The organism is Clostridium sp. YIM B02555, assembly GCF_022320955.1.
Taxonomy (GTDB): domain Bacteria; phylum Bacillota; class Clostridia; order Clostridiales; family Clostridiaceae; genus Clostridium; species Clostridium saccharoperbutylacetonicum.
In genome coordinates this window covers 153,588-167,051 of record NZ_JAKJJY010000007.1, presented here as the reverse complement: position 1 = coordinate 167,051, position 13,464 = coordinate 153,588, and the positions used below count along the sequence as shown (strand labels likewise).

Here is a 13,464-nt window from a genome sequence, read left to right as displayed (position 1 = left end):
CTTAGCAATTTTATCTGCAAATTCTTATCTTCCCCAAAAATGCTTCCGAGACACAAAACGCTTATATTACTTTTTAAAATAAGTAATATCGTTTTTTATTATAATCATTAATATTATTGATAAAACTATAATTTATAATCTACTACTTAAATTTTCTTTTTCTAGCTTCCTCAGACTTTTTCTTTCTTTTTACACTTGGCTTTTCATAGTGTTGTCTCTTTTTTGCTTCTGAAAGAATTCCAGATGCTGAACATTTTCTTTTAAATCTTCTTAATGCTTGCTCAAGAGATTCATTCTCTCCAACTTTAATTTCTGACATGCTTTATCCCTCCCTTGGCACTGGACTGTAAACCATAAAATAATTTACAAATATAAACTCATAATATACTATACAACATTTACTAAAATGCTGTCAATTTATATTCTAGTGAATAATTCTGAGCTCTAAATGGAGAATGGAAAAGTTACAGTTGAAGTGATTCCAGAAGATTTCCTTGAAGTTGCCTTTAAATCATTAGCCCATGGTGCTTTAAGCATTTCTTTTACTAAATCTAAAAACACTATTTTATTAGAATAAAGATCTTTGTAAGACCTGCTCGACTCACATTCGTTCGCTGAGAAAGTTCGAGAATCCAAATATAAAATTTGGACTCTCACTTTTCATGTATATTATTTATAGCTTTTTTATGACTCATTTACTCCCTCCATTATAGCATAATTTTAAGCTTGAGCACTCATTTACCTATACTATAATTATTTCTAATTCCATAAATAATATACGCACATTAGTTCTTACTCCCACAAAAAAATAACCGAGTATATCCTATCTCACTAAGAATATCCTAGGTTAATTTATTTATATTTTACTAAGTTCGTCTAAAAATGCTTGTTTTTTTCTATACAAAGCTATTAATTTATATTGTATTCAGTCAAAATAAAGCGTTCATTTCCATCTTGACTAATTTTTTCTATTGTTGCAGTAACTTTATTGCTTAATTTTGGTATTTCTCCTCCACTAGCTTTCCACTCCTCAATAGTACCATGAGAATCTCCAGTATAACCGCTTGAAGCTACATAAACGCTGACTTCTGCTTTATATTTATTATTTCCCAAATCATATAACTTATTAATTTGTGAGAAAGTATATTCATCTCCCGAAGCCATTCTAATCTTATACAAACCATTTTCAAAAATGTATTCACCTGTATTTTTATGCTGATTTACCTTTCTCCCAAAATAAAACAAAGCCTTTGCATCAACATCTTCAGCTTTAATATAACCTGTATTCCCTTTTAACTGAATAATCTTAAAATTATTAAGCATAATATGTCTTATTCCAAAGGCTATGAGACTACTATCATCAAGTTTATCTTTTTCAAATTTGCATCTATATTAATTTCTTTTAAATCTTGCTTTGGAGTCTCAACAGCTTTAATTTCTTCTTTCTTATCTGTATTAGAACTAGACTTATCCTCACTAGCTGTGTTTTGATTAGAAGGACTTGTTTCTACTTGTTGAGTTTTTTCCCCACAGCCTGCTAATAAAGCTACTATCACAGTAATAATAGCTATCTTATTAAAATATATTATTTTATTCATTATTTAAAGCTCCTTTTAGTTCTAATTAATTTTTATTCTATTTAATTACTTTTGATCAATTTCTTAAAAAGAGTGAAATTTCTCTCACTCTCTTAATAGGTACATATATTCTCCTTCAATTTCCTTAACTACAATTTGCCTCATAAAAGAATTCAGCCTATCCTTAAAATAATTAGCTAGCGACTTATCCTCGCACCATATGTAGCAGCCTTTAAGACCTCTAGTCATAAGTATTCTATAAGTGTTTTTTATTAATTCATCACTTATTTTTAGGGCCTTTTCTTTATCTTCTTTGTATAACTTCTTTACTCCATTTAAGCTTTTATCTGTTTTGGCTCTTTTGAAGAAATCTGTTACAAGTTTTCCGTTTTCAAAGCGTAAGTCTTGTCCAATTATCACTCCAACATAGTCAAATTCAAGACCTTGGCAGGTATGAATACAGCCACATTCATTTACGGATTCTTTATCAATTGCCCAAGTTTGGCTATTACTTAAATTCCATTTCATTTTAAAGTCGTATTCTGGGAATTCTATATCATACTTATTGTAATTTTCTTTCTTTTTAGTTGCCCACTCATAACAATAACCTGCAACTAACCTTGATTTATTGTTAACTTCATTTTTTTCTTCAATAGCTTTCTTCATTTCACTCGGATCATCAAATACTCTAAAATCAAAGTCAAATTCGAAGCCATCAAAATTTCCTGTTTCAGCTATTTCTAATACATCATCAAGCCAAGATACGTATCCATCAGAGCCATTACAGCGGAATTGTGAAGTTAATTTTAGTTTTCTAGTTTTTACTTCTAAAGCTCTTGCATATTTCTCTATTTCTTCAATACTTCCTATGTCATCCATAGTGACTCTTTGATTATTATCAACAAAAAATATAGATACCTTTGCAGTATTTATTATTTCTTTAATTTGATTTTCTCCAAGATTTTTAAACATACCTGACTTAGCATTAAGTCTATGTGCTTCATCTACTATTAAAACATCTATTTCATTTTGAGATGTATCAGTATAAACACCTGAACCTTTAAATAAATTATTGATATATTTTTGAGTATAATTACCCTTAAGCTTTTCACAATATACATTTCTTGGTGCTGCATTTTTAGTTACATACTGGCAGTTAAGATTCCTATTGCAAATTTTAACGAGAAGATTTATAGCAAGAACAGACTTACCTGTCCCTGGCCCGCCTTCAACTATTATGGTTTTCTTCTTTTCATTTTTAATGCAATCACGAACAGTTCGCATAATACTCTCAAAAGCAACCTTTTGGTCCTCAATCATAATAAATTCTTCATTACCATCAATCATAACCTTAAGAGCATCTTGAAGAGATTTTGAAGGTCTTATCTTTCCACCTTCAATAAAATAAATACCTTTACCTTGGTCTGACTTTTTAACATATCTACATATAAATTCTCTTAATTTTAGTGCATCACCTCGTGTATATGCAGGTGCTAAATTTAAAGAATTATTATATATTTCACTTAAAAGAGGATCATTTTCTTTTTTCTTTATGTAATTATGTAAATATGCACATGGATGTAACTTGATTAATTTCGTCTCCACTGCATCATTATAATCTTCGATTAAATTAGCATATGTCCAAGCTTGATACGATGGATGTGTTTTTGGAATTTTACTATTATTCAAATATGTTAATACAATATCATTTTCTTCCTTAACCTCTTCTAAATATGTCCATTGTTTAAGCTCAACTATTATAATATTTTCTTTATCGTATTCATCAAGTCCTGTTAAAATAAAATCAACTCTCATAGAAGTTCCTGGAATTTTATATTCAATAGCAACTCCACACTCATCTGGTATTTCCTTAGTATTGAGAGCCTTAAACATATAAAGCATAGAATTATCCCATGCTTGAAATTCTTTTTCTCTAGATTTTCCTATTTTGCTCTTATATTCTCTATCAATCAAAATACTAATTTCATCATTAGTAACATGCTTCATAAAATCTTTCTTACTAGCTTGATATACAATCACCTTTCATACACTCCTCTTTATAGCTATGAGATAATGTTGGTTGCGCTTCTCGCTTATAATTTTTAATGATCTTGGTTACAAATAGTTCCGTATTGCAGTAAAGTTCCTTATTGTGGCATAGCCACTCTTTTTATAAGTGCATAGCTGCTTTTTATAAATTAACTGATCTTAATTGCAGCATAGCTGCTTTTTATAAATGTGTATACTTTTTACTATTACCCTTTGCTTTCTCAACTGGATACTTCTCTTCATTTTTATTCATTTTACTATTAATTATTTCTTCTAAATCGACTCCTAAAGCATCAGCCATATGTATACAATAAACCATAACATCAGCTAGTTCTTCTAGAACATGCTCCTTATTATAGTTTTCCTCATCCCATAAAAATTCTTCTAAAAGTTCTCCTGCTTCAATTGATATTGCTTTAGAAAGATTAGCAGGTGTATGAAATTGACTCCAATCCCTGTCATCTCTAAATTTTCTTATTCTATTTATTGTTTCCTTCATTTCCATCACTCTTTCTAGTGTTTACCAGTTTTTATGTATATTATAACATAAATTTACATAAAATATATTTTATTAATATGTCCGAGTCTCATGATATCTACCATATTTGAAGATAAATAGACTAATTTTTTTCTATATGCAAAAAAGCCATCCTTTTCTGGATAGCTTTTTGTGAATTTTAGCATTAAAATTAAGACTTTCAAACCTTAATTTTCAATATTTCTTCTCTGCTAAGTTTTGAATACTTAATTATTTTTTCAATTGGTTCATTGTCTTTTAGCATTTCCAATGCTATCTCTAATGCCTTCTTTTTTTCACCTTGCTCTATTCCTTGTTCTATTCCTTCTTCAATCTTCTCTCTATCTCTTTCTAACAAAGTCATGTATTCTACCTCCATCAAAACATCATTTTTAACTTCTTGCACTCTCTTATGTATACTTTTAACAAGGTTTCCTTTAACACTCTTTACTTTATCATCTGTTGAATCTTCTACATAACCTAGAAATTCTAACAATTCTTCGTTTAAATCATTCAAGATTCCTTTTGTATTTAATATTATTTTTTGCGCTTCATCATTTAATATTATACTATTGTCTTCTAAACATACATTTTGAAACGTATATTTATGCCTTCCTTTATTAAACAAATCAAAAGTACAGATAAATATTATATAACTTTTAGCAAGCCTTCTGTAATCTTCCCCTTTGCTTATTAGATCTAAATCAATATTACCTTGATAATATCTTAATCTTTTAGGTAAATTTTTGTCTGATGTCTAGCCACTGTAACCTTCAGCTTTTTCAAAGCTGGAGCTAACATTGGCACAACCCTAGATAAGTTCAACTAAAGCTTTAGAGGGAGATTAAGACTCCCTCTAAAACTAAGTTTCACTTTATGTTTCCCTCGTTGCATCTCTACATTATAAATTGTATTATTTTCATCTTTTACGTATACATCGAGCCTAATGCCTTTACTCTCTAGCAATAAATCTATAGTTTTTTGTTCTTCAACCATTTCAACTTTTTCTATTTCAACTTCTAAAATCTTTTCTAATAATTCCTTGCAGATTTCTTTATCACTCATAACCTTTGCAAATAGGAAATCATCTTCAAGGTTTAATTCTTTTAAAGTTTTATTCATAGAAGATTTTATTATTTGGCCAGAACTTATTGTCTTACTATCCGCTGTCACTATTCTCACTACTTTCTTTTAATTTTAAGCTATTTCTAGATATCTTTCAATATAGAATAAATCAGCTTTGAGTACTCATTTGCCTATACTATAATTATTTCCAATCCCACAAATAATATACGCACATAAGTTCCTATTCCAAGCAAAAAATAACCTAGTATATTCTATCTCACAATATACTAGGTTATTTTATTTCTATTTTCTAAGGAGTTCTTTAATACTTTTATAGGCTTCTTTATAAAAACCTCTTTAGAAACCTTTATAGTATCAAATATTTAAAAAGAAAAAGCAGATAAGATTTTGTTAATTCATCTTATCTGACTCTTTATCTATATATTAATTTTAGTTTGTACCTGGTAATTTTATACAAGGTTCTGACCACAAAGAACAATGATTTTATATGGAGTAGTTTGGGCAGGTATGCTCTTGGTTGTAGGTCCATAGACAACAATTAGATTTTTATTTCTAGGGGATCTATTAAAAATCTGATCGTTTGTCAGAATTACCTCAGTAGATATGTCAATATTTAGTTTTAAATTTCCATCGCTGCTTATAAGTTGATTGTTAAAATAGTCTACAGTAACATTTTGATATACTGTGTCTTTTGCCATAACAATTGCAGGATATTGTGGAGGATAAATAAGAAGAGCAGGTGCATTTGCATCGTAAAATCCAGTTACCTCGTCTCCTACCTCCACCACTTCATGATCTACAAAGTAAGTTTTCGGTGATATCACAAAATTCACCAGTCCCCTGTCTATGTTTTCGAGTGATATTAATTTATAGCAGCCTACTGATGCATCATCTTGACCTGTGTAAAAATCTTCACTCCCTGTAACTGTACCACTAAAGGCTGCAAATTTTGGTGCTGGATTTCTCCGCATTACATTATAATATGGATAAGCAGCTTGATTCATGTAGTAAGGACAACAGGGAAATTGGTTATTATACATATAATACTCCTTTATATTAATACAGTTATAAGCCTAGTCATTAATATTATATTAGCTATTCTAAGAAGTGTTACTCAGTGCCAAGTAGATTTAGCTATTTCTCTTAGCATAAAAAATGAATTTATAGACTTTTTCTTTCCTGTAAGTTATCATATAAAAATAGTATTCTCCTTAAATGAGAATACTATTTTTTATACGAAGAAAGAAGGAATAAATGTGGATTTAAAAGAAAAAATAAGAGCTCTCCCATCAGTTCCTGGAGTGTATCTTATGAAAGATTCCCTTGGTGGCATCATCTATGTAGGAAAATCAAAGAACTTAAAAAATAGAGTTGGTTCTTATTTTCAAAATATAAAATCTCGTACTCCAAAGGTTGAAAAGCTCATTAAAAATTTAAAGGATTTTGACTATATTATTACTGACACAGAATTTGAAGCTTTTATGCTAGAATGCACGCTAATAATGGAGTTAAAGCCAAGATACAACAGATTAATGAAAAATCCATTATCTTATACATATATAAAGATTGATTTAGGAGAAAAATATCCTAGTATAGAAACTTCTAGCACTAATAATCAAAATGAACATACTCTTTATTTTGGTCCATATACAAATAAGAATGCTGCAGAAAAAGCTATTCAAAGCATAAAGGATTTTTATAAAATAAATTGCAACTATAATTATAAAAATGGTACTTCATGTCTGAACTACTCCTTAAACTTGTGTATTGGTATGTGCTTAGATATAGCAGCTACAACTAAGCAATATGAAAATATCATCTTCAAAGTTATAGCCTCACTTAATGATACTGATAATACTTTACTCAAAGAAATAGAAGAAAAGATGCTAATAGCCTCTGAAAAATTTGACTTTGAAACTGCCACAAAATATAGAGACTACATGGCCTCAGTAACCTATCTTACAAATAATAGAAAGACTATAAAATTTGCAGAAGAAAATAACAATATAGTTATGATTGAAGCTTTAAATGAGCATTTAATAAAGCTTTTTCTTATTAAGAAAAGTAACGTTCTTTTTTCTAAGACTTATAATATGAAAGATATTAATGTTAAACAATTAAATGAAATTATGAAAATAAATATTATTCACTACTTTAAAACTATTACTAGCTATCCTATAGAAGTTAATAAAGATGAAATAGATAAAACTCAAATAATACATAGTTATTTACAAAATAGCAAATGTAATTATATTACAATTCCTGAAAATTTGCTTAATCTGGAATGTAATTCAGAATTAGACGCATTAATAACCAAATTGCTGATTATTTAAGGCATTCTTTGTAATACTTTTCTTAACTTAAAATGAATGAATAACATAAACTTTTTCTACAAATAATAAAAAGTAAAGAAGGTGGTGATATTAATGGGTAATTCTGAACATAGCAATGATAATATGGGTAAGAGTAAAACTGCTCAAAAAAAGAATAGTAATAAAAATAGTAATAAAAATGATTTTAAATAATATATACTTTAAAAAATAGCATGTTGATTTTAATGAAATTCTAGAGATTCAAAAATAGTCCGTGTTAGGCACAATCAAAAAAACTACGTAAATAACGTAGTTTTTTATATACCTATTTAATGAACATCATTTAGTATTTAATATAATTTTACTTGGGGATATACCATACTTGATTAAATATTGTTTTGTTTTTTCACTATTAACATAAAACACAGCCTCATCACAAGCGTAAAATGCATCACGTCCTATACTTTCCACACTATCTGGAATTATTATCCTTTTTAAACTAACACACCTTTCAAATGCACTATCTCCAATACTCGTTACACTATCTGGAATTGTTACATCTGTTAAAAACTCACAATTATAAAATCCTCTATTTCCTATGCTTTTTATCTCAATATCTCCTATTTTTCCTGGTATAACTAATGGAATACCAGTTTCTCCTGGACCCCAAGGGACATTTCTATTAAATTTTACAATTCCGCTAGTTGACTTAAGAATATCAAACTCCCCAGCTTTAATACATTTTATCCCAACTTCATTATCATCTAAATACCAGCCATCTACATCTTTATTCTTTTCCATATATCCAAAAGTACCGAAATAATACCAGTTTCCAAAAATATATCTCCAACCTTTAGCCCATGAATCGCCTTCTGAATACCACCAGCCATTATAATCTTGTTTCCATTCTGCACTTGCACCTATTGGATTTAATAATAATACTGAAGCTAATACTAATACACTAGCTATTACTTTTGTTAATTTTAACTTTTTCATATTCTCCCCCACTTTTTACCCCTTCATTTTAAATTAATATTTTATTATATTTTAACATAATTACCAATAATATTCGACAGAATAATAAAATAGGCATTTAATCTAACTACATTTTCTTCATAGTATGCCAGGTCACTTTATTTCTATTTTTCTTTCAAGTATGCACCATTTATCAATTTCCAGTCTATAATATAAACTATCACTATCCTTTGGCAGCTCAATTATCTTATTTCTTTTCACCAAATGAATATCCTTAATCTTGCCATACCACACTATTCCACCATCACTACCAAATGAGTTTTGAGATTGTGCCAGCGCAACATATTTAACATTATTTTTAGCCAAGTTAATTTTCTTAGCAGGTATATGATAAAAATTGTGTTTAAGATTTACTTCAAGCTGCTCTTTGTTTTTCAACGATCCAACTAATACTTCTCTATTACTGAAGTATTCATCCTTCAAATAATCATCTTTTCCAACGGGCTCTATTGCTCTTTCATGACTTGAATAAGAAGATTTCCAAATAATTTAATCCCAAAATTCAATTATTAATAATCTCACTAAATCTTTTCATTTTATAACTCTATATCAATACTCTTTCCATATTCTTTAATTAAATAATCATTAGATCCAAATCCTACTTCAACATTATCAACCAAAATATCATATTCTAAACTTATCTTATATAATTTTAACTTCTTAGCAGCTTCTTCATCTTCAATCCAAAATGGGCTATCTACTTCTTCAAACAAGAAAAAATCTCCCTGCAATACATCACAACTTTGGCAACAATTAGCATAATAAGAACTTCCAACTGTTTTAGAATATCTAAGCTTATAATTATAATTTTCTTGTACATACTTTAAAATATTATTAGGCATTGGATTTATGTGTGATGCAATATGTATTTCTTCACTATAATACTCAAATCCATCTTTTATATCTTCATAATCTCCAAATTCATAATAATTTTCTAATCCAAATCCTATAACCCTAGTTTCATTTCCACATTTAAAACAATTATGTATACCTTCAATTATATATACATAGTCACATAAAATGACTACCTCCGATTTATCCTTCAAAATCCACTTTTTAAATTTAGGATAGTCTTCTCTGTTTTGAACATACCATTTTTTAAGTTCTGCATTCCATCTAGCTCCAAGTTTTTTTGCTTCTTCTTTTTCTGCATATGGGACATTAAGTAATAATGCCATTTTAATTCCTCCATTTCATATTAATATTTAATCTTTTTGCAATAAAATGATTTTATTTAATTCTAAAACTACTTGTTGGTCTTATTATTTCGATTATTATCTATATTAAATAAATTAAGAATTCCTTCTCCATATTTCTCAACTTTAATTTCACCAAACCCTTTTACTTGTAATAACTGATCTTTTGTTTGAGGCTTAGCCTTAATTAATTCTTCTATTTGTTCATCTTTAAAAATCATGAATGGTTTTATCTTCTCAATTTTAGCTGTTTCTATTCTGAATTTCTTTAATTGAGTTCTTATTTCGTTCTCATGGCCAATATTAAATTCATCACGACTTATCTCATTCTTATCATTTCCGTTTGAAGCATGCTCTTGGATAAGCTTTAAAATATAATTCCCATACTTATTAATCTTTACTTCACCAAGTCCTTTTATTTCAAATAATTGTTCAATTGTTTGTGGCTTCTTTTCCACAAGATTACTAATTGTACTACCTGAAAAAACATAATGATATTTCAATCCGCTATACCCTTCTTCTTTAGCCTTTTCATTTCTATAAAGTTTTAATTTTTGTGCAAGCTCCTTATCACTTTCACTTAGTTCAATTTCTACATCAATTACTTCACTTGATCTATCTGTAGCATTTAAATCAGTAGGCTCAATTTCTTTTTCTTCAACAATATCTTTTTGCACAATAATACTTTCCTCACAAAAATCTTGCTCTGTAATTCCAAACTTTGCTTTATAATCAATATTTATAGGCGTGTGTTTTTCTTTAAAGTACTCTGCTATTTTAAAGGCTGACTCTTCTTTAAAAACTGCTTTCTTTAATTCATTCTCTAGCTTCTCAATATAGTTTCCTAAATTTTCAGCTCTTATTATTTGATTTTGTATTTCTTCTGGTGCATATTTTTTTCTTATTATTGCTTTTGGATTAGCCATTATAACGAGAGATTTAACAGGTACATTATCACATTCAAAAACTTCCTTAAGTATTCTCTTGATTAAATTTACATGTTTCCTATTTTGTTCAATTGGACTAAGCATTCCTTCTTTATTCTCATATCCATTTTTATTTTTATAAACTCTTATAAATTCTCCATCACTATTTATATTTACATCTCCTAAAAGCTGCTTTGTTTCAATAACACAAATATATTTCTTTGTTATAACCAAATAATCAATTTGAGAAGATCGTTCATCATATTCAATTCTTACATCATGCAAGTATAAGAATGGTAAAACACAATTTTTCAACTCAAAGTCAACTGTTTTTTCACCTTGTAATCCTCTCTTCATTGCTTTTATTTCTTTATTAACCAATTCTTTTTTCTCATCACTCTTCAACTTTGATAATAATTCATCTAGGACTTTTATATTATCATTTTCTGCTCCAAATTCTTTAATTGCTGTTGGCTTTATTATAGTTTTAAATTGTGCTTTTTCTATATTTAATAAATTCGAGATTAATCCCATATTACACCAAACCCTGCTTTCAATAATTTAATTTTTATTATCACTTATTTAATTGTTTCTAGATTTTATAATAAAATGATTATTATAGAAAATTATAACATAATCGCCCTTATTTTCCCATCTTTTGTAATTATCCATTTTGAATTTTTGTCATAAAAAATAAATCTAACACTAGAACTTCTTCTAAGTTAGATTTATTAAACTATCTTTCTAATATGATATTAATATCAAGTATTTGAATTAATTTATTCTTGAGCTTCTCTTCTTCTCCACTACCATTAGTAGGTAACCTCAATATTGGTATATTATATTTCCCCAAAATTTCATCCTTCATTCTATCCCTCTCATCTGTATCTGTAGATATTATTATGCCCTTCTTTTCTCTTCCTTGATATTAATGAACTTTATCAACCTCAATATTTTCACTATTTATTTCAAATTTTAATTCATTAACATTACTCTCATGGCTTTTAATATAATGCATTTATTAGTTTTTCTGACTCTATTTTTATTCCAGACTCATTTAGCCTCTGAAGAATTTTATTTCTAACTTCATTTATGCTATTTACATATGGTATATATAATAGTCCATCGGCATCAGATGGAACTTCCAAATCACCTTTTTTCAGAATAGCAACCTTTTTTCTTCCTAATGCAGATATAAGCATTCCCATTTCAAGAACAGCATTTTGTCTTGCACGTTTACGTTTGGCAACATCACCTTCTTTAATGCTATATCCTTCATCATCTGGTGTTAAAAGAACTATACCGAATTGTTGATATGTTGATTGTTTTCCTATTTCAGATTCTAAAACCTCAATTATTGTTTGTCCACCGCCACTAGAATTTTGGAGAACAAATGATTCTAATCCTAGTTTTGTAAGAAAAAGTTCTAATTCAGTCCTAGAATTGGTATCATGCCCATGAACAATAAAAATTCTAGTTTGTTTTTCAATCTCATGTGGAACAATATGTTCAGAATTTTTTATATTTATAGGATTAGTAGATATTTGAATCTTGGATGAAAAACTTGAAGGCTTAACTTTACTTAGTTCATTAATCAATATTTCTTTAGGTATAGCTTTACCTTGATAATTAATAGTTCCAGTAGTGTTATACCAATTAAGAATAGCACCATCATCAGATGTAAATTTGTATCCAAAGTTTGCAGAATCCCATTGACCATTAATACCTGTAGATTCAACAATTTGTTTTAGTTGTTCAAAACTACCTTTATATTTCTTCATAAACTCACTCCAATATGATATAATAATAATACAATTATAACATAATAATCCAATTAATTCTACAGAAAGACAGGATGTGATGTAAAGAGATGAAAGATGTAACTATATATACTGATGGTGGATGTAGAGGGAACGGAGTAGATAATAATGTTGGAGGGTATGGCATAATATTAATATATAAAAATATGTGCAAAGAAGTTAAGTACTCATGCTTCAATACTACTAATAATGAAATGGAATTGAAGTCAGTTGTAGATGCTTTATCAATGTTGAAAGAACCATGCAATGTGAATTTATATTCAGATTCTGCTTATGTCATAAATTCAATAAATGAGAAATGGATATATGGTTGGATAAAAAATGGCTGGAAAAATAGCAAAAAACAAGCAGTTAAGAATAAAGAATTATGGGAAAAATTATTAAGGTTATTGTCAATTCATGCGGTAACATTTAATAAAGTAAAAGGGCATAGTGATAATGAATATAACAATAGGTGCGATGAATTAGCTAATATGGCTATGGATGAAATTATTGGCTTTTAAATACGCATGATTATTTATAAAAAGCGATATAGTTATTGCAACTTAGAAAGTACTGACATAAATAATCACGTAGCCTACGATCATTTTATAAAATAGTGGCAAAACTACTGAGAAAATTTTATGGTTACAAATGAGCAAAATTATTTAGTATGTCAATTTATTCCAGAGGTTAGTTTTATGTTAATTCAATAAAAAAGCATTCTTTTGCAGATAGTTTTTTCATTTTAGATTTTAGCATTAAGTTCTTATTACCATTTTAATTCATCAATATCATATGTATCTCCATTAATTTTCAATGTAATGCCAAAAAAGACTTAAGACACACGAGTCTTAAGTCTTTTTTTATTTACTTCATATCAATTATTTATATCAATAATACTTTTAGATGTATCATAATTATTTATATTCTCTTTATAGCGAACTTTCTTTTTTAGTGAATAGAG

Annotated in this window: 15 protein-coding genes and 2 pseudogenes; 3 read left to right on the top strand and 14 right to left on the bottom strand. The window is 28.2% G+C overall.

Translation table 11 applies throughout. The features are described from left to right. Positions 1-142 precede the first annotated feature (142 nt). A complete protein-coding gene (rpsU, locus tag L3B98_RS12340; protein WP_008418503.1) occupies positions 143-319 on the bottom strand; it encodes a 30S ribosomal protein S21 in 177 nt (58 codons plus the stop codon). 129 nt (positions 320-448) lie between these two features. On the opposite strand from rpsU, the gene L3B98_RS28925 reads away from it, so the two are divergent. Next, the gene (locus L3B98_RS28925) at positions 449-577 is read left to right on the top strand and encodes a hypothetical protein (protein WP_015394100.1); all 129 of its coding nucleotides are present in this window, start codon (positions 449-451) and stop codon (positions 575-577) included. A gap of 332 nt (positions 578-909) precedes the next feature. Here the strand turns inward: L3B98_RS28925 and L3B98_RS12335 are convergent, their stop codons facing one another. From L3B98_RS12335 to L3B98_RS12305, 7 genes and pseudogenes are all read right to left on the bottom strand, one after another. Continuing rightward, on the bottom strand, positions 910-1,323 hold the full coding sequence (locus L3B98_RS12335; protein WP_238916841.1) for a hypothetical protein: 414 nt from the start codon (positions 1,321-1,323) through the stop codon (positions 910-912). A gap of 20 nt (positions 1,324-1,343) precedes the next feature. Beyond that, entirely contained in the window at positions 1,344-1,598 is a 255-nt protein-coding gene (locus L3B98_RS12330; protein ID WP_238916840.1) for a hypothetical protein, read from the bottom strand. An 84-nt stretch (positions 1,599-1,682) separates the two neighbouring features. Continuing rightward, positions 1,683-3,617, bottom strand: a complete 1,935-nt coding sequence (locus tag L3B98_RS12325; RefSeq protein WP_238916839.1) for a DUF2075 domain-containing protein — start codon at positions 3,615-3,617, stop codon at positions 1,683-1,685. 190 nt (positions 3,618-3,807) lie between these two features. Next, positions 3,808-4,125 carry a nucleotide pyrophosphohydrolase gene (locus tag L3B98_RS12320; protein WP_015394103.1) on the bottom strand — a complete coding sequence of 106 codons (318 nt, stop codon included), beginning with the start codon at positions 4,123-4,125 and terminating at the stop codon, positions 3,808-3,810. A 199-nt stretch (positions 4,126-4,324) separates the two neighbouring features. Next, a pseudogene (locus L3B98_RS12315) lies at positions 4,325-4,891 on the bottom strand (Rpn family recombination-promoting nuclease/putative transposase); the annotation flags it as partial. A gap of 125 nt (positions 4,892-5,016) precedes the next feature. After that, a pseudogene (locus tag L3B98_RS12310) lies at positions 5,017-5,265 on the bottom strand (PD-(D/E)XK nuclease family transposase); the annotation flags it as partial. A gap of 413 nt (positions 5,266-5,678) precedes the next feature. Continuing rightward, positions 5,679-6,269, bottom strand: coding sequence for a hypothetical protein (locus tag L3B98_RS12305; protein WP_238916838.1), 591 nt, complete (start codon positions 6,267-6,269; stop codon positions 5,679-5,681). 216 nt (positions 6,270-6,485) lie between these two features. Between L3B98_RS12305 and L3B98_RS12300 the strand changes: the two genes are divergently transcribed. Further along, positions 6,486-7,562 (top strand): GIY-YIG nuclease family protein, encoded by a 1,077-nt coding sequence (locus L3B98_RS12300; protein WP_238916837.1) that lies wholly within the window; start codon positions 6,486-6,488, stop codon positions 7,560-7,562. Positions 7,563-7,880: 318 nt separating this feature from the next. On the opposite strand, the gene L3B98_RS12295 is transcribed toward L3B98_RS12300, so the two are convergent. The 6 genes from L3B98_RS12295 to L3B98_RS12275 all read right to left on the bottom strand — a co-directional run bounded on the left by L3B98_RS12295 (position 7,881) and on the right by L3B98_RS12275 (position 12,479). Beyond that, the gene (locus L3B98_RS12295) at positions 7,881-8,537 is read right to left on the bottom strand and encodes a leucine-rich repeat domain-containing protein (protein ID WP_238916836.1); all 657 of its coding nucleotides are present in this window, start codon (positions 8,535-8,537) and stop codon (positions 7,881-7,883) included. 132 nt (positions 8,538-8,669) lie between these two features. Continuing rightward, positions 8,670-8,999, bottom strand: coding sequence for a hypothetical protein (locus tag L3B98_RS12290; RefSeq protein ID WP_238916835.1), 330 nt, complete (start codon positions 8,997-8,999; stop codon positions 8,670-8,672). Between the two features lie 113 nt (positions 9,000-9,112). Beyond that, entirely contained in the window at positions 9,113-9,754 is a 642-nt protein-coding gene (locus L3B98_RS12285) for a DUF5710 domain-containing protein (RefSeq protein WP_238916834.1), read from the bottom strand. 68 nt (positions 9,755-9,822) lie between these two features. After that, positions 9,823-11,232: an HRDC domain-containing protein gene (locus L3B98_RS12280; RefSeq protein WP_238916833.1), complete on the bottom strand. Its 1,410-nt coding sequence runs from the start codon at positions 11,230-11,232 to the stop codon at positions 9,823-9,825. Positions 11,233-11,434: 202 nt separating this feature from the next. Further along, positions 11,435-11,566 (bottom strand): hypothetical protein, encoded by a 132-nt coding sequence (locus L3B98_RS28920; RefSeq protein WP_275298408.1) that lies wholly within the window; start codon positions 11,564-11,566, stop codon positions 11,435-11,437. A gap of 136 nt (positions 11,567-11,702) precedes the next feature. Next, positions 11,703-12,479, bottom strand: coding sequence for a nucleotide-binding protein (locus L3B98_RS12275; protein ID WP_238916832.1), 777 nt, complete (start codon positions 12,477-12,479; stop codon positions 11,703-11,705). An 89-nt stretch (positions 12,480-12,568) separates the two neighbouring features. On the opposite strand from L3B98_RS12275, the gene rnhA reads away from it, so the two are divergent. Next, positions 12,569-13,021: a ribonuclease HI gene (rnhA, locus tag L3B98_RS12270; RefSeq protein ID WP_238916831.1), complete on the top strand. Its 453-nt coding sequence runs from the start codon at positions 12,569-12,571 to the stop codon at positions 13,019-13,021. Positions 13,022-13,464: the final 443 nt, after the last annotated feature.

Bases quoted from the DNA above. Each gene is read 5' to 3' on its own strand.
- rpsU (WP_008418503.1), bottom strand. From the start codon at position 319: ATGTCAGAAATTAAAGTTGGAGAGAATGAATCTCTTGAGCAAGCATTA.
- L3B98_RS28925 (WP_015394100.1), top strand. From the start codon at position 449: ATGGAGAATGGAAAAGTTACAGTTGAAGTGATTCCAGAAGATTTCCTT.
- L3B98_RS12335 (WP_238916841.1), bottom strand. From the start codon at position 1,323: ATGCTTAATAATTTTAAGATTATTCAGTTAAAAGGGAATACAGGTTAT.
- L3B98_RS12330 (WP_238916840.1), bottom strand. From the start codon at position 1,598: ATGAATAAAATAATATATTTTAATAAGATAGCTATTATTACTGTGATA.
- L3B98_RS12320 (WP_015394103.1), bottom strand. From the start codon at position 4,125: ATGAAGGAAACAATAAATAGAATAAGAAAATTTAGAGATGACAGGGAT.
- L3B98_RS12305 (WP_238916838.1), bottom strand. From the start codon at position 6,269: ATGTATAATAACCAATTTCCCTGTTGTCCTTACTACATGAATCAAGCT.
- L3B98_RS12295 (WP_238916836.1), bottom strand. From the start codon at position 8,537: ATGAAAAAGTTAAAATTAACAAAAGTAATAGCTAGTGTATTAGTATTA.
- L3B98_RS12285 (WP_238916834.1), bottom strand. From the start codon at position 9,754: ATGGCATTATTACTTAATGTCCCATATGCAGAAAAAGAAGAAGCAAAA.
- L3B98_RS12280 (WP_238916833.1), bottom strand. From the start codon at position 11,232: ATGGGATTAATCTCGAATTTATTAAATATAGAAAAAGCACAATTTAAA.
- L3B98_RS28920 (WP_275298408.1), bottom strand. From the start codon at position 11,566: ATGAAGGATGAAATTTTGGGGAAATATAATATACCAATATTGAGGTTA.
- L3B98_RS12275 (WP_238916832.1), bottom strand. From the start codon at position 12,479: ATGAAGAAATATAAAGGTAGTTTTGAACAACTAAAACAAATTGTTGAA.
- rnhA (WP_238916831.1), top strand. From the start codon at position 12,569: ATGAAAGATGTAACTATATATACTGATGGTGGATGTAGAGGGAACGGA.